Origin of the sequence: Roseofilum halophilum BLCC-M91 (genome assembly GCF_030068445.1) — a bacterium.
Lineage (GTDB): Bacteria > Cyanobacteriota > Cyanobacteriia > Cyanobacteriales > Desertifilaceae > Roseofilum > Roseofilum halophilum.
Map to the genome: position 1 here is coordinate 1 of NZ_JAQPOK010000012.1, position 25,030 is coordinate 25,030.

The window sequence follows — 25,030 nt, forward strand, 5'->3', positions numbered from 1 at the left end:
GCCGCAGGACTTGCGGTGTCAGTCTGTGGAGCGAGTGTAAGACCAGAGCAGAGTAAATCTGTGAAGGCAACTGCTATGAAGCAGAAACCTAAATTGTGAGATTTAGGAATCACCGTCCTTCTAGGGCGGTGAGGATGTCAACTTAACCTGTGTCAGACCATTAACTCGATAAAAGTTACCCTCTCCTCTGGGAGATTGCGATTTTAAGTATTTTTATTTATAAATAAGGTACATTAATGGCGGTTTTTGTCCGCTTGCTCAAAGCTAGATTGAGTTTGTTGGTTGCTCCCCCCATTCCCCTATTCCCCCACGACAGGGCGCAAAGCTCTGTATCAGGGGATTCCAGGAGTGCGGCGCTTCTCTTTTCCTATTAACCGGATTTTAATTTTGAATGGTATCAGTTGGATTTTCAGTGTCCGAGCTACCCCAAGGCAATTTACACAAAATGCGACTGGTTCCCCGTTTTGCGGAGGATTCAGGAGAGGGAACTTCAAGTAATTCTAAGCTGCCGTGCATCAGTTCTAAGAGCAGTTTATTAGCCATGAGGGTGAGTCCTGGGGAGGGGGAGCCATTCCAAGTCAATTCTGAGTCAGGGGGAGTATTTAATAAATCAATGGGTTCTTGCCAACAGTCGGGGGAGCGTTGATCTTCGAGATAGAGATAAACTTGTTGGGTTTCGGGAACTGGATCGGCATGAAGGTGAATAGAACCTTCACTCATGTGGGCGATCGCACTATCGACTAAGCTGGTTAAGACTTGTCTGAGGCGACGTAAATCGGCTTTGACATAAATTTCGGGGTCAGGCATGACAATATTGAGGTTTAAATTGCGATTGGCTGCCTGCAAGTAAGTTAAATCATAGATGTCTTGAAAGACCTCGGTTAAGGGAATGGTTTCGATTTCCATCACATCGGTTCCTTGCTCGGTTTTGGAAATGATCACCATTTCATCAATGAGCTTAATGAGCTTGAGGGCAGAATCATGAGCTTTGGCGATAAATTCCCGTTCCTCTTCTGGGGAGTCACAGAGGTCATTGAGAATCAGTTGATGCATTCCGATCAAACCGTTGAGAGGCGATCGCAATTCATGGGAAATTCTGCCTAAAAATCCTTGCTTGAACTGGGCCATATCGGTTGCCATTTGATAAGCCAGTTTAAGCTGTTGCACATCATCCCCATCGGACGAAGAAGCAGAGTGATTGCGGTTCATTGTTGTATTCCTTGAGCGTTTCCGATTCTTCCACAGGGTGCGACTGATACTCAGCCCCGCCATGCCTACGATCAGTCCCGATGTAAACTGTAACCAATTCCCCCAATCCATACCCATTTTTAATTTTTAATTTTTAATTGATCTTAACGGCTCCTTGCCGTAAAATCTCCCAATCTTTTCCTGTCCAACGGGCGACAGTTGAGGGAATACCACTGGCTGAGGTTTCAGGGTTAAACTCATCCGATTTCAGGGTTAGCACTTGGGGGAATTCGGCGGCAATCTCGGCTAGAGTTTCTAGGGCAGGATGGCCGGAGCGGTTGGCGCTGGTGGTGGCGAGAGGCCCGGTTTGAGCGAGAATGGTTTGGGCGATCGCACAATTGGGTATCCTCAAGCCAATACTGGTGGGATTTTGGGGATTCAGTTCTTTGGGAACGGCCGGGGATGCGGGTAACACTAGGGTAAGCATTCCCGGCCAATGCTGCTTGGCCACCTGTTGCCAAATTTGCTGCTCTTCTGGCGTTCCCTGACAAAAAGGCCAAAGGTCTTCCGGAGCAGCCCCCATCAGGATCAGAGGTTTGTCTAAACTGCGGTTTTTAGCCTCAAAAATCAGGGGGGCGCACGGGGGCAGAGCGGCTAAAGCGGGTACAGTATCCGTGGGGAAGCTCACCAACTGACCCGCTTTTACACCCACAATCAGTTCCTGGAGAGGGACTTGGCTCATGGGGAATCTTCCTCTTCCTCCTCTTCGATGTCCTCCTCTGTTTCCCTCGCCGGTGGGGGTAAAATTTGCTCTGGGGTAATCAGGCGATCGTCTTTGATAATGGCGATAATCATTTGGATCGATTCCATTACCCCAGGGCTTTCCACAAATTGTTGATGCTCCGTGACCGAGTTAGCCAGGCGAGTAAGAATTTTACTAAAGGATTTATCTTTAGCCTGTACGGTCTGTTCTTCGGTCAGTTTTTGCCCTTTTTCAGCAGCCTCTAAAATCGGTAATAGGGGCGTGGCCTCTTGGATGGCTTGCCCGCGATTAATCAGTAAATCGATTAGGGTAACCACGTCTCGCGCCGCTTTTTGTAGGGGCAATTCTTCCTCTGTAGCGGCGCTAGATGAGTCTATGGCAGGCCCAGAGGCTCCAGGGGCAAAAAGAACATTTTCTAGGGATAACCCATCGGGAAAGCCCTCTAATTGCCCTTCTTGCCACAATTCGATTGCCTTGTCTAAGGCTTTTTGGCGGTTGCCTTCGGTGTTGCGACGACCTTCAACGGCGATCAGGGTTCCTTTTTGGTCTTCCGGGGGAACACTCAGGTCATCGACGATCAGATAATTAACAGTTGCTTTTTTGCGACCCATGAAGTTTATAGCAGATGAAAAGCGCTATCTCAGTTTACCGTATGGGTGACAAAGATGACTTGAGGAGGGAGAAAGGAGCGCGGCGATCGCCCAGACTGATAAAATAAACCTATCAACCTAATCTTCAGTGTCTGGGATGAATGATTCTGCCGCCTTTTATCTTTATGGTATTTTTCCCGCTCCAGGGCCGCAACACTTAGATGGGGTAGGCTTGGATAAACAACCGGTTCATGCTCACCGAGTGGATCGATTTACATTTCTTTACTCGGAAGCCAAGCAAGACCGGTATTTGGCCAGTCGTCGGAATCTGTTGTCCCATGAACGGGTACTAGAAGAAGCGATGCAAGCGGGATATCCCACGGTTTTGCCTCTGCAATTTGGCTTAACGGTGGACAATTGGCAAGAGGTGGAAGCACTGCTAATTGAGCCTTATCGAGACCAGTTAACGACGTTATTTGAGAAACTGAAGGGTCATCGAGAGGTGAGCGTGAAGGTGTTGTGGGAGATGGAGGAGGAGTTACAACAGCTTTTGGCGGAAAATGAGGATCTAAGGCAAAAGCGCGATCGCCTGGAAGGACAACCCCTAGCGATGGATCAGGTGATTGGCATTGGTCAAGCGCTGGAGCAAGCTTTGCAGCGTCGCCAGGATCGGATTATAAGCGAATTTCAACAGGTGCTGAATCCGTTGGCGATCGAGGTCATTGAAAACGACACCCTTACCGATGCCATGATTTACAACACCGCTTATCTTATTCCTTGGGATGATGAACCCAAATTCTCACAGCAAGTCGAGCATTTAGATCTGCAATTTGAAGGCCGTTTGCGAATTCGGTATAATAATTTTACCGCTCCATTCAACTTTGCCAAATTAGAGGATTAACCTCTGGGATTTCAACATGATTATCAAATTACTCACCCTACCCGTTCTTGGCCCCATTGAAGGAATGCTCTGGATTGGCGAACAAGTCCTAGAACATGCCAACGCCGAGTTAAATGATAAGGAAGATTTGAACAAGAAATTGCTCACCCTTCAGTTGGCCTTTGATATGGGTGATATTTCCGAAGAAGAATTTGAAGAACAAGAAGAAGCCCTCTTACTCGCGATTCAGGAGCTAGAAGACGAGAATAACGAAGAATGAACCATTACCGATCGCGATCGGGGTAGAAACAAGGCATGTCTTCATCTGTAGGGGCGGGTTATACCCATATTTTTGTAAACCCGCACGAACCCACTGTCTGTACAGTACGCAGAAAGTAGCAACCCTTTAAGGATTTGATCTGACTAACGCACCCACCCCTTCTAACTGGGTAAAGGAATGTCATCGCCACATTCCCAAGCGGTTTCGAGCCAGGCAGTTTTAGCGTCTTGGATATTGGCAACAGCTTCTTCTAGGGTATCTCCTTGAGAAATACATCCGGGTAAGTCGGCGATCGCCACCGTATATCCTCCCTCTACTTCTGGGTATAGTGTAATGGGATAGCTTAAATTAAGATAATCTTGCAAGGTTTGCGGCTTAATCTTGATTTTCATCATTCCATTCTTCCAGATTAAGAAGTTTGACAATTTGTTGGACATAGACTCGTTTTACCATTTTGCCACCTGTTTTTGGAACTGTAATTTTTAGACCATCTTGGTTACGAAATGTGTGATGACTGCCTTTAGATCGCTTTTCTTCAAAACCAAATGATTCCAAAAGATATTGCACTTGATTGAATCGGACTTCGGGAGGGTCTCTTAAAAACAATTCAATGAGTTTTTCTAGTTTACTCATATTTTCTTTATTTTCAAGGATATCAATTAAAAATCACAGGTGCAGGAATTCTCTAGTAATCTAACAAGAATGTCTCATAACTAGTCGATCGCCCTGATGTTTTTTTAGTCGGATTGAGTCCGGGTAAGGAAGGGTTAGAAGCGCTGGTAGCGCCGGGAGCTGGGGTGTTTTTTTTTAGTCGATCCATCTGACGATTAATGATCGCCAAGCGTTTCTCAATCTGCTGACTCCGTTGCTCAATGGTTTGCAGTTCATTCGCCAGTCTTTGTTTTTCTACTGCGAGTTGATAGAGATTCAGATAATCCGATGCTTCCGACTCTTGACGGGGGATGGTGCTGATTTTCGGGGGAATGCTACGGCGAGAAATAGGGCGTTTCATAAGCTGGTAATGGGTGTATCAATTCTTGATTTTACGGTGAGGGACTCACAATCCGCTTTGGAGTCAATCAACGATGGGGTTTATTGCTCATTTCTTCAAGCTTTTTAATATCATCGTATAAGGCTTTCAGATCCCAATTGAATTGGGCAGCATAGGCCTCGCGGATAGCTCTAATCTCTTCGACAATTGGATCATGTTTCATTGTTCATCCTCTATAAGTTCTTCTATTGAGTGCTTACTGGTCTAGTTTACCGGATAAAATGGAAGTTAGACTTATCCTCAATAATTTGTAAACTCAGAATGATGACGATTTATTTCTATTCTACTCGTGAAAAGCCTTATGGCTGTTTCTCCAATTTTTCAGCCCATGGGTTTATGTTAGATGAGTTATGGTGGCCCACTAGCGAGCATTATTTTCAAGCGCAAAAGTTTGTAACCACCGATGCAGCGTGGTTTGAGCAGATTCAAAGGGCGAAAACCCCGAAAGATGCGGCAAAAATGGGACGCGATCGCACCCATCCCCTACGAGAAGATTGGGAACAGGTGAAAGAGGAGATTATGTTTCAGGGAGTGTTGCAAAAGTTCACAACCCATGAGGAGCTACGGCAGATTTTGTTAGAAACGGGAGAAGAAGAAATTGTTGAAAACTCCCCCATTGACTATTATTGGGGATGCGGGAAGGACGGAAGCGGCAAAAATCGGTTAGGGGTCATTTTGATGCACGTACGTGAAGAACTCCGTAATATTTGTTAAAGTTCTCCCCTATCCGTGACGCACAGGTGTAAAATCGAGAACGGACTATAACTCCCACACCTCATGAAGACCATTGCGATTTACCACAACAAAGGCGGAGTCGGGAAAACCACCACGGCAGTGAATCTTGCTGCTGCCTTTAGTAACAAAAATAAGCGCGTTTTGCTCATTGATATTGATGCTCAGGCTAACTCGACGTTTGCTACGGGGTTAATCAAGTTTCAATTTGAAGAAGATGATAACCTGAAAGATCGGAATATTCTACAAATTTTGAGTTCAGGGGAGTTGGATTTTATTCCCGAAATTGCCCGTAAATCCAAGGGGTTTAATATGCCAGAAATTGATGTGGTTCCTTCCCACATTACCCTGATTGATGAACAAGATAGGCTCAATCGTATCAGTGCTGTTCCGTTTCGCCTGAATACTAAGCTACAACAAGTCGAGGATCGCTATGATATTGTGATTATTGACGCGCCCCCTTCGAGAGACCTCTATGCTCAGATTGCGTTAATTTCTGCTGACTATGTGATTATTCCTTCGGATATGAAACCCTTTTCTAATCAGGGACTCACGAATGTGAAAAAATTTATTCGTGAAATTAATGAGACTCGATCGACGATTGGTAAAGAACCTTTGGAAGTGTTAGGGGTTTTGGCTTCTAAAATTTTAACCAATAGTAAATACTTGGAATTTGTGTTTCCCAAGCAGAAACAAGCCGTCTTACAACGGTATCAGCTTTCGATGTTGAAGACGACGATCTATGAGAGGGTGGCACTTTCTCATTGTGTGAATCAAACGGTGAGTCGAGGCGATATGGAAATTCCTGACCCAAAATCGGTGTTTGAGTTTGAGCGGGATGGGTATTCCGTGACAGAATTTAGAAATCTGTCGTCTGAAGTGATGCAAAAAATCGGTCTGTAATTATGAGCAAGTATTATTTAGTGGATGTTAAAAGTATTCAGTCAAAGGTTTCTCGTTCAGAATTTGCTGTAGAGGAGTTGGAACATTTGGCTCAAAGTATTCTGAAGTCAGATGGGTTGTTAATGCCTCTGATCTTAAAACAAACTGGGCCGGAATCTTATGAGGTGTTGGCGGGCGATCGCCAATATTATGCAGCCGTCAGAGCGAAGGAAATCAATCTGCGTGCAGGGGAAATGGTGAATGCGTTTGTGGTTCCCCCCAAGTTGCAAGAGGCAGCCCTAGAGCAGGTTTCGGCGCTCCATCCGACACTGACTCAGGGGGGGAATACCTGGACGGATACAGGAGCGACGGGAGCGGTAGAGCAACGTTTGAATAACCTGGAATCTCGCTTCGATCGCGCACTGCAAGATATGAAACAGATGCACCAACAGGCAATTCAGGAATTGCAACAGCAGATTGATGGCTTACAGGAACAAATTCCGGCGAAAATTGAGCCACTGGAGCTACTGAACCAGGGTAGTTCTGTGGAATTGCTGGAAAAACTGGCGATCGCCAATATACGGGGTAAAACCGCAGATAAAATCATTGATGGGATCGAGAAAGCCCGCAAAAAAGCGCCATTTAAGTCCTTCAGCGATGTCATCAAGCGAGTTCAAGGACTGGGAGACAAACGCATGATCTCCCTCCTCGATGCTTGGGAAAATCGCCTTTGATATAATAACATAATTATGCCCATCGTTTAATAACAATGATCAATAATCAACCCATTTCTATTTCTTTGTTTACCGGAGCCTATGGACTAGATTTAGGTCTAGAGCAGGCTGGTTTTATTACAGTCAGTGTAGTCGAGAAAGATCTGAATGCGGTCAAGACTATTGCTCTGAATAGACCTGTTCTTAAAAACAGTGCTATTCCTAGAGAAATAGAACAAGTGACGGCACAAGAATTACTGGAAGAAGGAGGGAAAGCTTTAGGTTTAGGTCGTCCTTTACAACCGGGTGAAGTAGATTTAATCACTGGTGGCCCGCCTTGTCAACCCTTCAGTACCGCCGGAAAAAGAGGTTCTGTTCTAGATCCTCGTGGTAGTTTATTCATGGATTTTATTCGGATTGTTAAAGAAGTACAACCTCGTTTTTTTTTAATGGAAAATGTTAAGGGTTTACTTTCTGCTCCTCTACGCCACCGACCGATTAATCAACGTGGAAAAGGTTATCCTCCTTTAAGAAAGGATGAAATAAAAGGTGCGGCTTTGGAGGTGGTAATATCAGAAATGAAGAACATAGACTATCAGGTAATTTACAATGTCTTAGAAGCAGCAGATTATGGTGTCCCGCAAACCAGACAGCGTGTCATATTTATGGGTTCCAGAGATTCTGAATCTGTCACCTTTCCTCTGCCAAAATATTCCAAATATGGTAAAAACTTACCTAAATGGCGGACTTTAAAAGACGGTTTAAAAGGGTTGGTAGATTCAGAACCAGAGTTTATACCCTATTCAGAAAATCGCCTCAAGTATTTAAAATTATTGAAAGCTGGGCAAAATTGGAAAAATCTACCAGAAGACTTAAAACAAGAAGCTATGGGAGGTGCTTATCATTCAGGAGGAGGAAAAGTCGGTTTTTATAGAAGATTATCTTGGGATAAGCCTTCTCCAACCATCACAACCAGTCCCAATCAAAAAGCTACCGATATGTGTCATCCTGTCGAACTGCGTTGTTTAACAGTTCGTGAATCGGCGAAACTGCAAACTTTTCCTGATGATTGGATTTTCTCTGGTTCCACTCTTTCTAAATATAAACAGATTGGCAATGCAGTACCAGTTTTACTCTCGAAAGAAATTGGTGTTTATCTTTTTAATTTAATTCAAGGACACCAAGAAAAAGGCCAACAAATTACTGAACAACTTTCTCTATTTTCTTGATCTCGTCTATTGAGCCGCAAGTTTGGCAAAAGCCCGATCGATTTTGAGTAACATCTGTCTTACTCGCTCCTCTAGGAGATCATAATTAATATAAATGATCTCCCAAAACTCTTTACCTGCAAGACGAGGAATTCGGGCATCATTAAATGTCCATTCTCCTAAATCAAAGGCTGATATGAAAACTGGATTTTCATGAATCGCTAATTCTTTTTTAGCTCTACTGCGTTGGGAACCCGTCAATGTTCCTTTTAAGGTCTTAATTTGTGCAAACACAATTTTATCTTGTGATAAGATAAGCAGATCGATTCCCTTAATTTTAATTCCAAATTGAATTTCAGGAATAATTATATAAGGACTAATATCAGCTATATCTTCCCAAAGCCTACCCATTTTTGTACTTAGACTTCTGGTGACTGAGTTACTGGTCATTAGTAATTTTGCCCCACATAGCTCAAAAAGATTTTTAGGTTTAGGATGGGATTCCAAGAGAAGACTTTGGTTTTGAAAATCTACTGTTAACCACTCAATAAAATTATCGGTAAATTGGTTGGTTTTGCTAGAAATTAACTGATATTGTTTATCCAATTCTAAAATGGTTCCATTTTGCAAATCTTGTGCAAGTTGATATTCAAAGTAACCCGGTGCTATTGAGGAAATGATTTTTCCATATTGGTAGGGCTTATGTAAATCTTCATCAGTAATATGGGTCACCTTAATCAATGAAGCATGATGCAAAATGAGTGATTTCCTTTCTTCAACAGAAAGCGATATTAACGTCTCAGCAGATAATGGACTAAGCATGATTAAACCAGTGGAAGCATTTTAAGTTAAATCCAGACTTTGCGCCAGTTGCCACGCTTTGAAGAAACGACCTTGCATAGCCCAGGAAATGGCTTGTAAGGCTTGCAGTTCTGGCTCGTCTGGTTTGAGCTGTAGGGCAGTTTCTAGAACTTTTTGCGCTTTTTGAGGTTTCCAGTCATAAAGATAGACGACGGCTAAATAGGCCCAGGGATAGGGGCTGTTTGGCTCTAGGGTGGTGAGGGGATCTAAGGCGGCGATCGCCCCCGGCACATCTTGACGCAATACCCGCGATAGCACCAAGCCATACAGCCAGTCTACCCGGTTCGGATCTTGCTGTAGTCGATAACTCAAGGTGCGATCGACTTGCCATAAATAATCTTGCGTCGGATCGTATTGGTTAATCCGGCCCACTTCGGCGAAAATATGCTCTAGAGCTGTCGGCCCTTGGGATAACGTCCCTGCAAACTGGCGAAACTGGGTCGATAAATCCAACTCTAAAGCGGGTTGGATGGGAGCCTCTAAAGATAAACTGATGGGAATGGGAGGAATGGGAACATCTTGCGCAGGAGTCTCCCAATTTCGGTCTGGCAGATATTGCACCTTTAATAAATAACTTCCCGGTTCCATATCCGCAGGGGGTAACATCGAGGTCAACTCGCTCACTTCCACCCCTTGCTCTGGATCGAGGTTTTCCGGAGCGTAGAGATTTCCCATTCCGAACCCATGGTCATGTATCCAGGCAATTTGACCATCTCTTTCCCGAATCCAAGTAATTAGCACTAAACCTGATTGTAGATCTTTCCAGGGGCCGCGCCATTGGTAGGTTACAGGAACGGGACTTCCGGGAGGGACGGGACTGGAGACAAACAAGTTATAGAGCTGGACTTCAGCCAGGGGTTGAGGAAGGGGAACCACCTGCACGGGGGGAGTATGCTGATGATAAAGATTGAGTTGCGTGCCATCGTTGAGAGACCAGGATCGATGCAGGTTAAATAAGCCACCGGTTTCAATGAAGTGGGTTAATTGTTGTCGTTCTGCGCTTGGTGCTGAACCTTGTTGACCGGTTTTGGTGATAAACCAACGCAGCGATCGCCCATCTTGTAGAATGTGTTCAGGATTGGTTCCCACTTGCCGACCATAGACCTGTCCATTTCGCACTTGCCCATAGTAGTTAATATTATGCTGATTTAAGGTTGGCTTGGAGGGCAAAACCCCAACATTGGAGCGTAGATAGGGTTCGGTTTTAATCATTTCATCGATGACTTTGGGATGGGGAGCAGGTAACCCCAATTCTGGATAATGCATCCCTCCGGGACTCAATGCTTGCATCAAGAATTGTCCTCCGAGGGGATAGAGGTTTAAGAACATCAATAAACCCGCTAATCCTACGGTTCCCCAACGGATTTTGGGGCCCCATTTGCGACTGAGTTTATCCCACTGATTTAAACCGCAAGCCAGCAGGAGGGAGAGAACGGGAAGAAAGGGGAGAATGTAGCGCGTATCTTTGTTGACGTTTAAGGAACAGAGAAAGTAAGACCCGACTAGAAATAGGAGTATCCAAACGGTTTTAGGGTGCTGTTTTAGGTTTAGTCGTTTTTTGGAGCTACAAAATTGAATCCCTAAACCGATGAAACCGACGATCGCCATCCATAATAGGGGCCAAGAGACCAGCTCTGGCAGGTCTTTCCAGTAATAGAGCCAAGCATCGAGGGTATGGAGGGGGGGGTCACCTTCGGCGATCGCCGCGTCTACGGTGGCTCGTTTTCCGGAGGTGAGCATCAGTAACCAGTTGGTACGCACCCAAGGATAGAGTAGGGTGATGGCGATCGCACCCCCTAAAAGCCATTGGCCGAAGCGTTCCCACTGTCGCTGATAGAGGGTGCTGATTCCGGAAACGGCGATCGGGGTCAGCAAAAAAAATAGCGCTGTTTGTTTCGTTAGCAATGCTAATCCTACGGAAACACCCATCAGCGCAGCCATTCCCCACTGTTGCAGTCTCGCAGATTTTTGGGAAAACCACCATAAAGTCAGACAAAAAAAGCTCCATGTCACCATCGCCGTTAAGGGATAATCCAGGAGAAAATCCAGGCGATAGCGATAGAGTCCGGGTAGCAACATACACAACAGAGCCGCCCACAGTCCCAGATGGCTATTGAACAGGAGGCGACCTAATCCATAAACTGAACCCAGGAGAATAGCGCTATAGAGCAGCATCACCAGGGTTGAGGAATCCGGACTTGCGCCAAAAATCTGCACAAAGGGAACCGTCGTCACATAAACTAGGGGCGGAATTTTGGGAGAAAGGAGCCAAAATTGATGCCACCAGTCGCCAGAAAAAAATTGGGCGTTTTCCAAGATACGCTGATATTCTAAGACCCAATTGAGATAGTCGGCCTGATCCCAAGCCGGAACCCGGCGATCGATCGCCAACCAGAGGCGATCGCCCACCATCACCAAAAACATCATCAACCCCAGCGCTAACACCGGATCGGTTTCCGTATTTTTCTCAGACCAACGGTGCTGAGTTTTTTCCAATGCTTCCTTAGTCATGCGATCCTTTCGGCATTTTAATATGGGGTATTCGGGCTTCTAAACTAATCCAGTAGTGCCGTGACACAGCTAAAATAGTGCATTAGCGTAGGGTGGGTTAGGCGGCTAAAACCTAGACTCTGACAGCAATCTATCAATCCGCCGTAACCCACCATTTTAGGGTTGTCACGGCACTACGATCCTAATATCCACAGGAATTAAGTGCAAACTTAAAGAGCAATTGTATTACAGAAGAAGCAATTATAATTGAAATTTACCCAAATGGAAATTGGAAGTTTGTTAATGAAGTCTGATTTTGAGTTAATGACGATGAAAGAACTTCAAAAGTATGTTCTAGAGCATAGAAATGACCAAGCCGCATTTCAAGCGCTTATGGATCGGGTTGATGCCGTCCCCCAGAATCAAGTCTATGGAGAGGTGAATGCTCAGGAATTCTCTGTACTCCTTGAGCAGTCTCGTCATATCAAATCCGAATAATTAGTCACACTATGTTATCACTAATTATTCGGACTCGATTTAAATATACCGAGAAATATCCTCCTGACAATCATCCGCCAGATAAGACAAAGCGCGGAAACGCAACCCCACCAACTGCTCATAAAGCGGATTTAACTTACACATCGGGGGAATATGGACAATTTTATGGCCAAACAGCTTAATATCCCGTTCAAACGGACATTGGGGCGGAATCATTTTACAGAGAAACCTAGCCATATAAGGCGTATTAATATCCAAACCATCTAACCACTGCCGCACCGGATGCAAAACATCACCTTCCGGAAAAGTCGCTTGCAACTTTTCAATCATCGCTTGCCGTTTTTGCTCCGGTAGAGTGTCTGAAGTAATCAATAAAAACTTCAGCACATCTAACACCTCACTCGAAGGCTCTAGAGCTTCACAATAATCTTGTAAAACCCGATCTTCCTCCTCAGAATAGGTTCCATTAGCCAACGCCATAATCACCCCAGTCCGCAGAAAATTCTCCGCCACTGAAGTTTCTCGCCCTAAAACTGCTGCCAATTCTTCGCCCGTAATCGGTTTCAGGGAGCCTAAATTGAGATTAGAGCCTAACTCATCTTTAATTAATTCAGAAATTAGCTCTTTTTCCTCTGGATTATATTCACCATCTGCCCAAGCAATAGTGAGTAAACCTCTTAGCCAGGCAGTGACATGATGGTTAAGAATACGCACTCGCTGACACAAAAGCCGAATTATATTTAACCCCAACTCTGGATATTTTTCAATAGTTTTATAGAGATTTGTTTGAGATAAAACCAAACATTTACACTCTTCTAGGGCAGTGACAGAAGCCGAATGGCACTGGGAATCTAAAACCGACATTTCGCCAAAATAGTCGCCCGGTTTGAAATGAGCTAACCTCAGTCCGCCGATATGGACTTCAACTTCTCCAGACACGAGAATATAGAGATAAGAACCAATTTCATCTTGACGAAAAATGGTGTGACCGGCGGGAAATTCAATTTCTCCCAATTGATCTGCTATTTCAGCTAAAAAAACATCATTTTTAGCTTCAATATTACCAAAGAGGGGAATATCTTTCAGAAGTTCAAGGGACTGTGTAGAGATCATGATAAAACTTGCCGTTGTACCTGGTTATAAAAGATGTCTTCAGATGCTCCAAAGAGGCGATTGAGTTTACGCACCCGTTGGCAAAGAACGTTAATCATTTTTATGGCTACTTTGGGCCGTTCTTTGATCGCTTGATAAACTTGTTCTTGGGTTAAAACCAGACATTGACAGGGTTCTAGGGCTGTCACGGAAGCCGATCGCGGCCGAGATTCAAAGATCGCCATTTCACCAAAATAAGATCCGGCAGTCAGTTCTGCCAGTTGCACGTCATCAAAATGGACTTTAACCCGACCGGAAAAAAGAATGTATAATAAGTCGCCGCGATCGCCTTGAGTAAAAATGGTATGGTCTGGGGGAAACTGCACCTCTTCTAAATGAGTGGCTAACTGTTCTATGAACTCCGTTTGAGCGAGATCTTGGAAAATGACCAGCTCGGTTAAAAATTTGAGTCGGTCAGTTACACTCAACATGGGTTTTTCTCGATCGCCTGTATCAGTCACCATAGGCTTTGAAGGAATTGAAACTGCCTGCTTCTAAGCTACCATGTCATTTGGCTTCTGAGCAGTAGGGAAAACATCCCAAGTCATGGGTTAAGCTTCTGGATTGGTAAATAGATTGGATAAGCATAGCAACGAGGACTATCCCGCAAGGATATAGTAGAGCTATTTCGGCTCATCGACTGGCTGATGGAACTTCCAGAACCAGAAGAGCGGCGGTTATGGGCAGAAATGGAAACCTTAGAGGATGAAGTGGCTACATCAGCAGAAGAGCCAGATAGCCCAGAAGAGTGATGTTTCTCTCCTTAACGATCTGATCCGATTTAGAATGCCTTTAAAAACTGGTCAATCACAGCGACGGGTTGACTCGCACACTGTGACTGGTCATAAATGCGGATCAGATCGATACCCGGAAGCTGCTCCAAATCACTTAATTCTGGAAGATCTAACTCTTTTGACTGCACAATGAGTAAGCCTGATTTATCTTGATGCTGCACCAGGAGATCGAAAACATAACTTTGGCGGCTATTTGCGATCGTCAGACGGAATTGGGGACTGACCAGAAAATTGATATTGCGAGCCTCAAGAATTTCTGCAAGTGTGGCGACAATGGAGCAATGACAGGTTAAATTTTGCCAGCGAAGAATGGCATCTTGGGAATAGGTCAAAGAATGGGTATCCGAGGAAGAATCTGTAACCGCAGGTTCAATTAAATTAGCAACTAAACGAGAACCCGCTAAATTCGCTCCACTGAGATCCGCACCACTCAAGTTAACCTCAATCACCAAATTGCGCTGAATATTCACTTTGTGACGGTGGAGATAACGACGCAGAACCGCTTTCAGATTATCTTTTTTAACCCGCTCCCCTAACTCCTGAGAGATCCGCTTCCACAGTTTAGCGCCCACATCCTTGATATAATCGGGATCGTAGCCCGCATCCTGGGCAATTTTACTGTAAGATTTGCCTTCCCAAGATTGCCGAAAGACAAGTTCTTGGACTTGAGTTAAAGCTTCATAGTCCAAAATGGTTTCCACCCAAGTCAAGGCTTCATCAACGGTCATTGGGGGATACTAGCAAGCCATTCTGTTAAGTCCTGCTGTTGTTGGAAGTTAGGCATCGCTTCCATTAACCCTTGGAGTTGGGTGAACGACAGATTATAAATTTTCTCTTCCGTCTCTGCTGCGATCTTCCCAAGTTTGTGGCGTAACATCATCAAGACCGCTTCCTGGCGGCCTTCCTGAAGACCTTCTTGGCGACCTTTTTGCAGGATAAACTGATAAAAAGAAGAGTCTTCCAGCAAGTCTTCGCGGAAGAGGTCTTGAATAATTTCCGGGTTGTGAATCAGTCCAGACATAATAGCAGTACAGGCGATGATTTCTTTGCGTTGATTAGGGTCAGGAATTTTGCGCGTGGCCTCTGCTACCTGTTGTAGCAGATCTCGCGGCGCATTGCTACGGGTTAGAGGGGCTAAAGGGAGAAGAGCAGCATCATTGAGGAAGGGAGCAGGATCTTGTTCCCACAAACGGAGGACGCGATATGTGTGAAGGGTATTTTGGACTTGGAAGCGATCGACATACACTTCAGGTGAGTTGGTCTGTTTCAGAAAAATGACCACTTGCTCAATGGTACAGTGATATTTCCGATAAAGCCTTAACCAATAGTCGATCATCCGCTCTGGTAAGGGGGGGTTAGGTTTGGGAACGCGCTCAAATTCCAGATGCAGGATAGTATCGGCTGCTTTGAGTAAGATTAAGGAGTCAGCACGAACCGGTTCAGTAGAGAGTTCAGTTTTAATCACTTGCACATTGCTGGCATTGACTTGGGGAAGCAGCAAACGGACAAAACTGATTGGGTTTTGGGTTGCCAGGAATTTACAGGTGTTGTCAAAAGCCACAATCTACAAGAGACCCAAACGTGAAGTTTCTTCACTATTCTACCTCATATTGGGGTAGCACCTGACATTTGCCTTACTTTTTGATTACTTTTTGCTACTGACAGAGTGAGCATAAACAATTATCCTTTTAGAGGGGAGTATATAATCATACAGAAAATCCTTCTAATTTCAACATTCTAATGTCCTTCTTGACTCAGGAGGCTTGCTACCTTGGATATCTTGATCAAATTGATTACGCCAGGCCCTTTTGCTTTGCCTTCAGGCTTTGGTCTTCGCGTTGTCAGTAGCTGGTTTGTTTCTCACTTTATTTTGACATTTGTAATTGCTTTTTTTGCTATAGTTTCAGGTGATCTAAAAGATCCAGATTTCGGTTATCTAGCTTACAATGGAAGCCTATTTGGAGTCGCGCTGTGTTTTTATGGGTTACTGGGAATAGCTATAGATTATATGCGAGGGAACCGACCTTATTATCCGGGATGGTATTGGTATTTATACCCTTGGATTTCAGCATTTTATGTGGTGATATTATTGGTGATCTTTCTACTATCCCTTTTGGGGGTGAGTTTACCAGAACAACAAACTAGGAAGCTCACTAGAGATCGGTTACATCAAGCTCTTGAACAATCCTCTCTCCAAGATTTATTAGAGAATTATGGTAATGCATTTGAAGAACTAAAAAAAAGAGAGCAAGCAGGAAAGCTCGATCCGGCTCAAGCAGAGGTTGTCAGAAAGTTGAGGACTTTTGATCGCTCGAAGTATGATAGAAAGATCACCTCGCTGTTGAGTCAGGAAGAATTTAAAAGACTATTTATCCTGATGTTGATTGTAATGTTGATAGAGGAATAACCATGGGATTTCAACTGTTTAAAATGAATGTACCGCGCAATAGCCCTATTTTAAAACATCTCAGTATTCAGCCGGGCAAGTATATATTGAAATGGGACAACGTTAATGGTGATTTAATATTTTTGTCTCAAAGGGGTACAGAAAAGCTTGCCTTAAAACTGTCCCCTGAAGAATTTAAAATGATGCAATTAATGATGGACAATCTCACAGATAAGTACACATTTGATGAAGAGAAGCTAAAAGAATTTGTTAAACGTTCAGGAGGATTTTCATCAAAGGTAAAAGATTATGTAGGGCATCATATAATCCCTCTAGACTTATTCAAGACTAGCAAGTTACTCTTGGCAGTAAGTCCAAATAATAAAAAGGGGAACCCAATCCATATTAATTTTTATGAGAACCACCCTGCTAATCGTCTTCCATTACCAGCTACTTTTCATAAGGGGTCACATGGTTCGTACAGTAACTTCGTTGAAGACTGCCTAGAAGGTGAATGGTCTGATATTGTTAAGTTTGGGTTGGAAAACGATAGGTCTCACATTGTAGAGATCATATATCAAATCATTATTTTTCTGAAAGATAAGATCCGGGAAATGCGAAAAGATGGGTTAGTTTCAATTAATGATATTTAGGGGGAAATGTCCCCAAGTCATGGCTTAAGCTTCTACATCAACAGTATATTCTTTCAGCAATTCTAAGGAAATCACCGCTAAGGTGTTGAGATGGGTAGCGGATAGGACGACAGGTGGTAGATAAAAACCAGCGATCGCACTCAAACCGCTATCCTGATAAATACCAAGTTTTCCTAAAGCCACTCAGGGACAAGCAATGACCGATTATGACTCCCCCTGGAAAGAAGCCATCTCTCTCTACTTTCCCGAATTCATGCGCTTCTTCTTCCCCAACATTGCCACAGACATCAACTGGAGTCGAGGATTTCAATTCCTCGACACCGAACTCCAGAAAATCAAGCGGGAAACCGAAACTGGGCGACGAGAGGCCGATAAACTCGTCCAAGTTTGGCAACATAATGGACAAGAAACCTGGGTTTTACTCCACATCGAAGTTCAATCTCAGCCCCAATCCGAATTTGCCGAACGCATGTATATTTACAACTCTAGGCTCTTCGACACCTATCGTCGGCAAGTCGTCAGTTTAGCTGTCTTAGCCGACGAACGCCCCTCCTGGCGACCCCATCGCTACAAACGAAAACTGTGGGGATGCAAATCGAGCTTAAACTTTCCCATCGTTAAGCTTCTGGACTACAATACGAGTGAATTAGACAGCAACCGAAACCCCTTTGCCGCCATAGTTCAGGCCCATAGAGCAGCTCAAGCGATGGGAAAGAACCCAGAAAAGGGCTATCAGAACAAACTCAGGTTAGTCAAAAGTCTCTATGAACGGGGATTATCCCGCAAGGATATAGTAGAGCTATTTAGGCTCATCGACTGGCTGATGGAACTTCCAGAACCAGAAGAGCGGCGATTATGGACAGAACTGGAAACCTTAGAGAAGGAGAAAGTCATGCCTTATATTACCAGTGTTGAACGCTTTGGCATTGAGAAAGGACGTGCTGAGGAACGACAAGAATCTATCCTTCGGATCTTGGAAGTTCGTTTTGTGGAGGTTCCAGACGAGTTAAAAGAGCAAGTGAGGAAAATCGCCAGCTTGGAAGTGCTGGCAGAATTGTTGACTCAAGCTGTAACAGTCGAGTCTTTGCCGTCTTTCCAAACAGTAATTGATGAAGTGGCTACGTCAGTACAAGAGCCAGATCGCCGAGAAGAGTGATGTTTCTGTCTTCAACAATCTGACGATCGATGGTTTTCAATCAACCGCATACTCTTTCAGCAATTCTAAGGGGATCGTGGCTAAGGTGTTGAAATGAGTAGCCGATAGAACCACGGGAGGCGCAACCCCAGCTTCGAGGGCTTCTTTCCAACGGGAGGCACATAAACACCAGCGATCGCCACTTTTAAGCCCCGGAAACCCATAGATCGGTACAGGGGTACTGAGGTCATTGCCCTGCTTGCGGGTATAATCCAGAAATTCATCCGTCACTTGGGCACAAACCACATGCAGACCGAAATCTCCCGGCCCGGTTTCGCAATATCCGGTGCGGTAATATCCCGTCATGGGGTCAGTGCAACAGGGTTGTAAGGGTTCACCGAATACGTTTTTGGCTTCAGATTGGGTTTCAGACATGGGGGTTAATGGAGTCGCTTTTGGGTTTATTTTAATCCTTCGTCAAGAGTTATGGATCTGTACCTGATTCAGCTACAATTCTAGGGGATCATTTCCTCACCCCCGATTACCCATTACTGATTACCAGCGCCAAGCGCTATAGTTGATGAAAGTTGCCACTTGGAATGTTAACTCTATCCGTACCCGACTCGATATTGTTGTTAATTGGCTGCGGGAAAACCCGGTAGATGTGTTGGGGTTGCAGGAAACAAAGGTGATTGACGAACTGTTTCCGCGATCGCCCTTTGAAGAGGCAGGATATCATGTTTATGTCTCTGGCCAAAAATCCTATAATGGTGTCGCCCTGATTACGCGATCGCCCCTTTCCGATGTCAGTACCGGTTTTACCCCCATTTTAGGCGCGGATCGGGTAGGAGAGTTTGACGAACAAAAGCGTTTAATTACCGGAGTCTTAGATAATATCCGCATTATCACCGTTTATGTGCCCAATGGCGGCGACTTTGAAAGTGATAAATATTTCTATAAATTAGATTGGCTCTCGCTTCTACAAGATTATCTCGATATCCTCCTCAAACGCCATCCCCAAGGCCTATGTATTAGTGGTGATTTTAACATCGTTCCAGAAGATCGAGATGTGCATTTTGAAGTCTCCCCCAATAGCCAAAAAACCGGTATAACTCCCAAGGAAAGGGAAGCATTGCAACGGATTCTCAAATTGGGATTAGCCGATGCTTTCCGTAAATTCAACCAAGAAGAAGGTCAATATACTTGGTGGGATTATCGTCAAAATTCCTTTAAGCGTCAGCGAGGGTGGCGGATCGATCATCACTATTTATCGGCTCCATTAGGCGATCGCGCTTCAAGCTGTATCATCGATATCGCCCCTCGACATTTGACGAAACCGAGCGATCATACTCCCGTAATTGTGGAGTTTTAAGCCCTATTTTTTTATGATCCGAGTATTATTAGTAGACGATCAAAGCTTAGTCCGAGAAGGGTTATGTAGCCTTCTACAAACCAAAACCGATCTCGAAGTAATTGGAGCTGCTGAAAATGGAAAAATTGCCCTTGAACAAGCCATATCTTTACAACCGGATGTGATATTGATGGATGTGCGGATGCCTGTGATGGACGGCGTTGCCGCTACGAAAGCCTTGCAAGAACACTGTCCCCAGATTAAGGTTTTAGTCTTAACGACCTTTGACGATGATGAGTATGTCACCCAAGCCGTGCGCTATGGCGCGAAGGGCTATTTATTAAAGGATACACCTTCAGAAGATTTAGCCGAAGCCATTCGAGCTGTTCATAAAGGCTACACCCATTTAGGGCCAGGATTGTTAGAAAAAATGCTCGCCAGTCAACCCGAACCAGAAGTGAATTCAGCGCCACCAGAATTGCAACTGTTAACTCCAAGGGAACAGGAAGTCTTGAAGCTTATTGGTGCAGGGTATAGTAACCGAGAAATTGCCCAAACCTTGTATATTTCCGAGCGCACGGTGAAAAATCATGTCGCGAATATCTTAAGTCGGCTCAATGTCCGCGATCGCACTCAAGCTGCTATTTTGATCAATACCAAATTTTCCTAAAACCCCTCATCGACAGAAAGAGTCAAGTTAACTGAGTTTTTTCACCATCCAAGTGGACAGGGGTTGGAAGCCTAACTTATCGTACAAGGCGATCGCCGCTTGATTTTGACGAAAGACTTGCAGACTAATTTGCTGCTCTCCCCGCTCCTTGGCGTAAGTTTCCGCTTGCTCCATCAGTGCCGAACCCAGACCTTGGCGGCGGTGTTCCGGTAGGATATAGAGGAGGAAAATATGGGTATGTTGCTGTCCATTCACCTGATCGACTGCGTTGCCCATCCATAAACAGCCAATGGGTTGAGAGCGGGGAGTCGAAGAGAGGAAATCAGAAATTTGCGGATCTTCCACTTTCTCCACCCACCAGAGGGGAGTCGTCTGGGCAAAATGTAACTCGATCGCCTGATTTAAATGGGAAAAATCCTGTCCCGGAAACAACTCCTCATAGGTTTTGTGCATAAAGCTAATTAGCATGTCGCGCTCCATCACCCATCCGGCGCGAATGCGATAGCCTGGAATCAATTCATTTTGTGCCATTTACCAACGAGAAACTCAGAGTCAAACTCTATCCTAGGGCAAAACTGTACCCTATTACCCTTGTGCCGCCCATTCATGTCCGTGAAGCTCGAAGGGCTATATGTTGTTTCAGCACATCTAAACGAGAAATATCCCAAGTATCGATATGGGAGCAAATTAAGCCATTTTCATTGATTTTGAGTTCGCTCGATCCAGGAATAGAAATACGGGGTTTCCAGGGGAGGGGAGTATTCCAGTGCAATGTCCATCGGGTGTGGATAGTGTTTCCATCTTGCTCGATGTGATGTAAGTCCATTTTGATATTGAAGAACCAGCGTTCCATCAAGGAGATCATCTGCTGATAGCGATCGCCTCCCCGAAATTCGGTCATTGGATCTTTAAAATACACATTTTCTGCGTAAATATCATAATTTTGATTGACCGGAAACCGTTCATAGTCTGCTTTGAGAATATCAATTATTTCCATAGAACTAGCGCTTTCTTCTGGTAGTTGTATAATTACAGAGAAATAGTATGCATTGAAAACCTAACCTCGCGATCGCACAGATTCACCATGGTTGCCTTGTCTCCAGAACTGCAAGCTCGACTCTCGTCCCCCCTGAAAATTGGCACGGTAGAAGTCAACTCTAGGGTATTACAATCGCCCCTATCGGGGGTGACGGATTTGGTCTTTCGTCGCTTAGTGCGTCGCTATGCTCCCAGTTCCATGATGTATACGGAAATGGTGAATGCTACGGGATTGCATTATGTGCGGGAGTTGCCAAAACTGATGGAAGTAGACCCCCACGAGCGCCCCATTAGTATTCAGCTCTTTGACTGTCGGCCGGATTTTTTGTCCGAGGCGGCACAGATGGCGGTGGAAGAAGGGGCCGATACGGTAGATATTAACATGGGCTGTCCCGTGAATAAGATTACTAAAAATGGGGGGGGTTCCTCCTTGTTACGAGAGCCGGAAGTAGCCGAGGCGATCGTGCGGGAAGTGGTGGCAGCCGTTGAGGTTCCGGTAACCGTAAAAACCCGGATTGGCTGGTCAAATCAGGAAATTAATATTTTGGAGTTTGCCCAACGGATGCAGGATGCGGGAGCGCAGATGTTGACCCTCCACGGCCGCACTCGGGCCCAGGGGTATAATGGGCCGGCCCGTTGGGAATGGATCGCGAAGGTGAAGGAAGTTTTGTCGATTCCGGTGATTGCCAATGGGGATATTTTTTCCGTGGAAGCGGCGGTGCGTTGTTTGGAGGAAACGAAAGCGGATGGGGTGATGTGTTCGCGGGGAACGTTGGGGTATCCGTTTTTGGTAGGCGAGATTGATTATTTTTTGAAGACAGGGGAAATCTTACCCCAACCGACGGCGATCGAGCGCTTAGAATGTGCCAAGGAGCATTTGCGGGCATTGTATGAGTATAAGGGCGATCGCGGCATTCGTCAGGCCCGTAAACACATGACCTGGTACGCCAAAGAGTTCTATGGTGCCGGAGAATTGCGGGGTAAGTTAGCCCGGATAGAATCGGTGGAAGACGGGGTAACCTTATTAGAAGGGGCGATCGCCAAACTGATAGAATTAGACCTCGATCCAGCTCCTGTATCCGTGGGCTAGTTTTCTCCAGTTTCCGGGAGATCGGCCGCAGTAGTGTGTATTCTCAAGAATGGCATTTAGACAGGAATGTGGTTATGAAAGCGCTAAAAATGGTGGCTTTAGTTGGAGGAGTGGCGATCGCCACCCTCACCGGAGCAATGGTCGCCACCAACCCCAAATCCCCCAACTATGAAGAATTTGCCTCCCAACAGTTAGTCGAATATCTGCAAGAAAACGTTTGCGACAAAACCAACCAAACCCTCGGTAACATCCTGCAACAATCTTGTGATAACTTCCTCCAAGAGGCTCGACCCCAACTGCAAACCATCATTGCCCAACGCACCGAACGCCAAAACTATATACTATTCAGTATCTATCGAACTAACCTTTCAGTTGCCGCCTTTCTGCCTGCCTACGAATTTGAAACCCTAGGGGTTTTTTCCAATTTCCATATCTTAAAGGCAGAAGAAACATCAGCCCCATAACGTCATCTTCCTAGTCAGGATACTCCCATGAGTTACTGTGTCAACCCCGACTGCAAATCCCCCCAAAATCCCGATAGCGCTAAATTTTGCTCCAGTTGTGGGACTTCCCTCTATCTCCGACAACGCTATCGGCCCGTGACCCAACTCGGTCAAGGAGGATTTGGTAAAACCTTTATTGCCATTGATGAAGATATTCCCTCCCAACCTCTACGGGTCGTTAAACAACTCTACCTCAAAGGCTTTAGCGATCAAGTCGTTCATAAAGCCCAACGGTTATTTCGCCAAGAAGCCGTTCGCCTCGATGAGCTAGGAAAACACGATCAAATTCCCGATTTACTCGCCCATTTTGAGCAAGATAAACAGCTCTATTTAGTCCAGGAGTTTGTGGACGGCCCCACCTTAGCTCAGGAACTCCAGCAAAAAGGAGCCTATGAACCCGAAGAAATTGAACAACTCCTGCGAGATCTTTTACCCGTTTTGCAGTTTGTCCATGACAATAATGTGATTCATCGGGACATTAAACCCCAAAACATCATCCGCCGCAAACGCGATAATTTACCCGTATTAATTGATTTTGGTGTCTCTAAATGGGTCTCCCAAACCACCTTAAATCAAACAGGAACCATCGTGGGCAGTGCCGAATATATGCCCTTAGAACAATTGCGAGGCAAGGTATTTCCGGCCAGTGATTTATATAGTTTAGGAGCCACTTGTTTGCATTTGCTCACCGGATTGCCTCCCTTAGAACTCTATGATATTGCCAATGAAAAATGGGTATGGCGAGATTATTTACTACCAGAAAAACGGGTGAATTTATATTTGGCCGAAACCCTCGATCGCATGGTCTCTCGGAACTTAAATCAGCGTTTTCAATCGGTCTCCGATGTATTGTCTGTACTCTCGGTTACCCCTGGTTCCTTAATGGCCGTTGCTCCACCCAAACCCAAAACCCCTAAACCCGTCACCCCTCGTCCCGCTTCTAGTCGAACTGCGCTGAGTAACCAACCGACAGAACTCTCCACAAAAATCTCCACGAAACTCCCCAGCAAAACCTTTAACCCCCTTCATGTGGTGAAAACTTGGGTCTTTGGCTCCTCGGAAATATCCGCAGAATTAACTTCTGTCGTTGGTGTGGATTATACAAAGTTGCAAGGTTTCTTGCAACTCAAACGCTGGAAAGCAGCCGATGAAGAAACCTGGAACTGTCTGCATCAAGCCGCAGGTAAACCCCTGAGTCGCTTTTTAGCCCCCCGCGATATTACGAAGATTCCCTGTGAAGATTTGCAGACAGTCGATCGACTGTGGCTAGAAGCGAGCGAGGGACGCTTTGGATTTACGCTTCAGGTTCAGGTGTATCAACAGTCGGCAGAGGAGTATTTTCAGTTCTGTCAAGCCGTAACATGGCCCTTACGACCGGGTGGTAATGCGGAGGACTATATTCAGTATAAAAATAATGCTCCAGTCGCTCACCTGCCCTCCCCCATTCGCTTCAAAGGATCGGATTGGTCAAAGCATGTGGAGGCGATCGCCTCTAAGTGTATTAGTTGCGGCTTAGTTTAGCGATCGGCTCACGGGAGAGTACAATGGTGAGGGAATGGGGGAATAGGGATATAACATAGACCTCGGCTGCACATTATTAACTCATCTGACAGGTGTCTAATGTTGGATGACCCATAACCACCCATTACCCCTGGGCAGCACTTGATCTTTATTCTTCTTGGGGAATAAAGTCTAAGGCCGCAGAATTCATACAATAGCGTAACCCCGTGGGAGCAGGGCCATCAGGGAAGACGTGGCCAAGATGGGCATCACAGGCAGCACAGAGAACTTCAGTGCGCTTCATGAAAAAGCTCCAATCATCTTTAGTGGCAATATGTTCTTCCTTGCTGGGGGCCCAAAAACTGGGCCAACCCGTACCCGAATCACATTTCGTTTCTGAGGTAAATAATTCTGTCCCACAACAGATGCATTGATAGGTTCCGGGTGTTTTATTGTTATAGTAAGCACCGGTAAATGCCGGTTCTGTACCCTTTTTGCGGGTGACCTTAAATTGCTCTGGGGTCAATTGAGCCTTCCATTCGGCTTCTGATTTCGAGATTTTTTCCACTGGCTTCACCATACACGACGATAGAATTAAGATACCATTGCGATCAAAGCATAA

The 25,030-nt window shown here is 45.2% G+C and carries 33 protein-coding genes and 1 pseudogene; 15 read left to right on the forward strand and 19 right to left on the reverse strand.

Going from position 1 to position 25,030, the window contains the following annotated elements:
* Positions 1–381: 381 nt before the first annotated feature.
* The 3 genes from PJF56_RS01640 to PJF56_RS01650 form a co-directional block, all read right to left on the reverse strand.
* Complete coding sequence (locus tag PJF56_RS01640) at positions 382–1,209, reverse strand: sensor histidine kinase (RefSeq protein WP_283760889.1); 828 nt, start codon at positions 1,207–1,209, stop codon at positions 382–384.
* A gap of 133 nt (positions 1,210–1,342) precedes the next feature.
* A complete protein-coding gene (locus PJF56_RS01645) occupies positions 1,343–1,930 on the reverse strand; it encodes an L-threonylcarbamoyladenylate synthase (protein WP_283760890.1) in 588 nt (195 codons plus the stop codon).
* Positions 1,927–2,562, reverse strand: a complete 636-nt coding sequence (locus tag PJF56_RS01650; protein WP_283760891.1) for a hypothetical protein — start codon at positions 2,560–2,562, stop codon at positions 1,927–1,929. The genes PJF56_RS01645 and PJF56_RS01650 overlap by 4 nt, the downstream gene beginning before the upstream one ends.
* Positions 2,563–2,698: 136 nt before the next feature.
* On the opposite strand from PJF56_RS01650, the gene gvpF reads away from it, so the two are divergent.
* Positions 2,699–3,442, forward strand: coding sequence for a gas vesicle protein GvpF (gene gvpF, locus PJF56_RS01655; protein WP_283760892.1), 744 nt, complete (start codon positions 2,699–2,701; stop codon positions 3,440–3,442).
* A gap of 16 nt (positions 3,443–3,458) precedes the next feature.
* The gene (locus tag PJF56_RS01660; RefSeq protein ID WP_283760893.1) at positions 3,459–3,701 is read left to right on the forward strand and encodes a gas vesicle protein GvpG; all 243 of its coding nucleotides are present in this window, start codon (positions 3,459–3,461) and stop codon (positions 3,699–3,701) included.
* Positions 3,702–3,862: 161 nt separating this feature from the next.
* Here PJF56_RS01660 and PJF56_RS01665 read toward each other — a convergent pair whose 3' ends face one another.
* From PJF56_RS01665 to PJF56_RS01680, 4 genes are all read right to left on the reverse strand, one after another.
* Positions 3,863–4,096 (reverse strand): type II toxin-antitoxin system HicB family antitoxin, encoded by a 234-nt coding sequence (locus tag PJF56_RS01665; protein WP_283760894.1) that lies wholly within the window; start codon positions 4,094–4,096, stop codon positions 3,863–3,865.
* A complete protein-coding gene (locus tag PJF56_RS01670) occupies positions 4,077–4,334 on the reverse strand; it encodes a type II toxin-antitoxin system HicA family toxin (protein ID WP_283760895.1) in 258 nt (85 codons plus the stop codon). The genes PJF56_RS01665 and PJF56_RS01670 overlap by 20 nt, the downstream gene beginning before the upstream one ends.
* Before the next feature lie 52 nt (positions 4,335–4,386).
* A complete protein-coding gene (locus PJF56_RS01675) occupies positions 4,387–4,713 on the reverse strand; it encodes a hypothetical protein (protein WP_283760896.1) in 327 nt (108 codons plus the stop codon).
* 67 nt (positions 4,714–4,780) lie between these two features.
* On the reverse strand, positions 4,781–4,915 hold the full coding sequence (locus PJF56_RS01680) for a hypothetical protein (RefSeq protein WP_283760897.1): 135 nt from the start codon (positions 4,913–4,915) through the stop codon (positions 4,781–4,783).
* Between the two features lie 101 nt (positions 4,916–5,016).
* Between PJF56_RS01680 and ybiA the strand changes: the two genes are divergently transcribed.
* From ybiA to PJF56_RS01700, 4 genes are all read left to right on the forward strand, one after another.
* Positions 5,017–5,466 (forward strand): riboflavin biosynthesis intermediates N-glycosidase, encoded by a 450-nt coding sequence (gene ybiA / locus PJF56_RS01685; RefSeq protein WP_347179412.1) that lies wholly within the window; start codon positions 5,017–5,019, stop codon positions 5,464–5,466.
* A gap of 63 nt (positions 5,467–5,529) precedes the next feature.
* Positions 5,530–6,387: a ParA family protein gene (locus tag PJF56_RS01690; RefSeq protein ID WP_283760899.1), complete on the forward strand. Its 858-nt coding sequence runs from the start codon at positions 5,530–5,532 to the stop codon at positions 6,385–6,387.
* A gap of 2 nt (positions 6,388–6,389) precedes the next feature.
* Positions 6,390–7,100, forward strand: coding sequence for a ParB N-terminal domain-containing protein (locus PJF56_RS01695; protein ID WP_283760900.1), 711 nt, complete (start codon positions 6,390–6,392; stop codon positions 7,098–7,100).
* Positions 7,101–7,135: 35 nt separating this feature from the next.
* The gene (locus tag PJF56_RS01700; protein WP_283760901.1) at positions 7,136–8,308 is read left to right on the forward strand and encodes a DNA cytosine methyltransferase; all 1,173 of its coding nucleotides are present in this window, start codon (positions 7,136–7,138) and stop codon (positions 8,306–8,308) included.
* A gap of 6 nt (positions 8,309–8,314) precedes the next feature.
* Here the strand turns inward: PJF56_RS01700 and PJF56_RS01705 are convergent, their stop codons facing one another.
* Both PJF56_RS01705 and PJF56_RS01710 read right to left on the reverse strand, forming a co-directional pair.
* Positions 8,315–9,109 carry a hypothetical protein gene (locus PJF56_RS01705; RefSeq protein WP_283760902.1) on the reverse strand — a complete coding sequence of 265 codons (795 nt, stop codon included), beginning with the start codon at positions 9,107–9,109 and terminating at the stop codon, positions 8,315–8,317.
* A gap of 21 nt (positions 9,110–9,130) precedes the next feature.
* Positions 9,131–11,659 carry a glycosyltransferase family 39 protein gene (locus PJF56_RS01710; protein ID WP_283760903.1) on the reverse strand — a complete coding sequence of 843 codons (2,529 nt, stop codon included), beginning with the start codon at positions 11,657–11,659 and terminating at the stop codon, positions 9,131–9,133.
* Positions 11,660–11,941: 282 nt separating this feature from the next.
* Here PJF56_RS01710 and PJF56_RS01715 point away from each other — a divergent pair, with 282 nt between their 5' ends.
* Positions 11,942–12,136, forward strand: a complete 195-nt coding sequence (locus tag PJF56_RS01715) for a DUF6887 family protein (protein WP_430540866.1) — start codon at positions 11,942–11,944, stop codon at positions 12,134–12,136.
* Positions 12,137–12,175: 39 nt separating this feature from the next.
* Here PJF56_RS01715 and PJF56_RS21985 read toward each other — a convergent pair whose 3' ends face one another.
* From PJF56_RS21985 to PJF56_RS01735, 5 genes and pseudogenes are all read right to left on the reverse strand, one after another.
* Entirely contained in the window at positions 12,176–12,862 is a 687-nt protein-coding gene (locus tag PJF56_RS21985) for a Mo-dependent nitrogenase C-terminal domain-containing protein (protein WP_347179413.1), read from the reverse strand.
* A 42-nt stretch (positions 12,863–12,904) separates the two neighbouring features.
* A pseudogene (locus tag PJF56_RS21990) lies at positions 12,905–13,249 on the reverse strand (cyclic nucleotide-binding domain-containing protein); the annotation flags it as partial.
* The gene (locus PJF56_RS01725; protein ID WP_283760906.1) at positions 13,246–13,752 is read right to left on the reverse strand and encodes a cyclic nucleotide-binding domain-containing protein; all 507 of its coding nucleotides are present in this window, start codon (positions 13,750–13,752) and stop codon (positions 13,246–13,248) included. The gene PJF56_RS01725 and the pseudogene PJF56_RS21990, both read right to left, overlap by 4 nt.
* Before the next feature lie 317 nt (positions 13,753–14,069).
* A complete protein-coding gene (locus tag PJF56_RS01730; RefSeq protein WP_283760907.1) occupies positions 14,070–14,810 on the reverse strand; it encodes a helix-turn-helix domain-containing protein in 741 nt (246 codons plus the stop codon).
* Positions 14,807–15,643 (reverse strand): Rpn family recombination-promoting nuclease/putative transposase, encoded by an 837-nt coding sequence (locus tag PJF56_RS01735; RefSeq protein ID WP_283760908.1) that lies wholly within the window; start codon positions 15,641–15,643, stop codon positions 14,807–14,809. The genes PJF56_RS01730 and PJF56_RS01735 overlap by 4 nt, the downstream gene beginning before the upstream one ends.
* Before the next feature lie 210 nt (positions 15,644–15,853).
* On the opposite strand from PJF56_RS01735, the gene PJF56_RS01740 reads away from it, so the two are divergent.
* Together PJF56_RS01740 and PJF56_RS01745 are read left to right on the forward strand one after the other, a co-directional pair.
* Positions 15,854–16,489, forward strand: coding sequence for a hypothetical protein (locus PJF56_RS01740; protein WP_283760909.1), 636 nt, complete (start codon positions 15,854–15,856; stop codon positions 16,487–16,489).
* A gap of 2 nt (positions 16,490–16,491) precedes the next feature.
* Positions 16,492–17,121: an AHH domain-containing protein gene (locus PJF56_RS01745; protein WP_283760910.1), complete on the forward strand. Its 630-nt coding sequence runs from the start codon at positions 16,492–16,494 to the stop codon at positions 17,119–17,121.
* A gap of 24 nt (positions 17,122–17,145) precedes the next feature.
* Here PJF56_RS01745 and PJF56_RS01750 read toward each other — a convergent pair whose 3' ends face one another.
* The gene (locus PJF56_RS01750; RefSeq protein WP_283760911.1) at positions 17,146–17,304 is read right to left on the reverse strand and encodes a hypothetical protein; all 159 of its coding nucleotides are present in this window, start codon (positions 17,302–17,304) and stop codon (positions 17,146–17,148) included.
* Between the two features lie 13 nt (positions 17,305–17,317).
* Here PJF56_RS01750 and PJF56_RS01755 point away from each other — a divergent pair, with 13 nt between their 5' ends.
* Positions 17,318–18,277 (forward strand): RpnC/YadD family protein, encoded by a 960-nt coding sequence (locus tag PJF56_RS01755; protein WP_283760912.1) that lies wholly within the window; start codon positions 17,318–17,320, stop codon positions 18,275–18,277.
* Positions 18,278–18,313: 36 nt separating this feature from the next.
* Here PJF56_RS01755 and PJF56_RS01760 read toward each other — a convergent pair whose 3' ends face one another.
* The gene (locus PJF56_RS01760) at positions 18,314–18,691 is read right to left on the reverse strand and encodes a DUF2237 family protein (protein ID WP_283760913.1); all 378 of its coding nucleotides are present in this window, start codon (positions 18,689–18,691) and stop codon (positions 18,314–18,316) included.
* A 145-nt stretch (positions 18,692–18,836) separates the two neighbouring features.
* On the opposite strand from PJF56_RS01760, the gene xth reads away from it, so the two are divergent.
* Both xth and PJF56_RS01770 read left to right on the forward strand, forming a co-directional pair.
* Entirely contained in the window at positions 18,837–19,628 is a 792-nt protein-coding gene (gene xth, locus PJF56_RS01765) for an exodeoxyribonuclease III (protein WP_283760914.1), read from the forward strand.
* Between the two features lie 13 nt (positions 19,629–19,641).
* On the forward strand, positions 19,642–20,277 hold the full coding sequence (locus PJF56_RS01770; RefSeq protein ID WP_283760915.1) for a response regulator: 636 nt from the start codon (positions 19,642–19,644) through the stop codon (positions 20,275–20,277).
* 27 nt (positions 20,278–20,304) lie between these two features.
* On the opposite strand, the gene PJF56_RS01775 is transcribed toward PJF56_RS01770, so the two are convergent.
* Positions 20,305–20,808, reverse strand: a complete 504-nt coding sequence (locus PJF56_RS01775; RefSeq protein WP_283760916.1) for a GNAT family N-acetyltransferase — start codon at positions 20,806–20,808, stop codon at positions 20,305–20,307.
* A 73-nt stretch (positions 20,809–20,881) separates the two neighbouring features.
* Positions 20,882–21,274 (reverse strand): C6orf136 family protein, encoded by a 393-nt coding sequence (locus PJF56_RS01780; protein WP_283760917.1) that lies wholly within the window; start codon positions 21,272–21,274, stop codon positions 20,882–20,884.
* Between the two features lie 87 nt (positions 21,275–21,361).
* Here PJF56_RS01780 and dusB point away from each other — a divergent pair, with 87 nt between their 5' ends.
* The 3 genes from dusB (at position 21,362) to PJF56_RS01795 (ending at position 24,429) form a co-directional block, all read left to right on the forward strand.
* Positions 21,362–22,405: a tRNA dihydrouridine synthase DusB gene (dusB, locus tag PJF56_RS01785; protein ID WP_283760918.1), complete on the forward strand. Its 1,044-nt coding sequence runs from the start codon at positions 21,362–21,364 to the stop codon at positions 22,403–22,405.
* Positions 22,406–22,479: 74 nt separating this feature from the next.
* Entirely contained in the window at positions 22,480–22,869 is a 390-nt protein-coding gene (locus tag PJF56_RS01790; RefSeq protein ID WP_283760919.1) for a DUF4359 domain-containing protein, read from the forward strand.
* A 27-nt stretch (positions 22,870–22,896) separates the two neighbouring features.
* On the forward strand, positions 22,897–24,429 hold the full coding sequence (locus tag PJF56_RS01795) for a protein kinase domain-containing protein (protein ID WP_283760920.1): 1,533 nt from the start codon (positions 22,897–22,899) through the stop codon (positions 24,427–24,429).
* Positions 24,430–24,577: 148 nt separating this feature from the next.
* Here the strand turns inward: PJF56_RS01795 and msrB are convergent, their stop codons facing one another.
* On the reverse strand, positions 24,578–24,988 hold the full coding sequence (gene msrB, locus PJF56_RS01800) for a peptide-methionine (R)-S-oxide reductase MsrB (protein ID WP_283760921.1): 411 nt from the start codon (positions 24,986–24,988) through the stop codon (positions 24,578–24,580).
* Between the last annotated feature and the right edge of the window lie 42 nt (positions 24,989–25,030).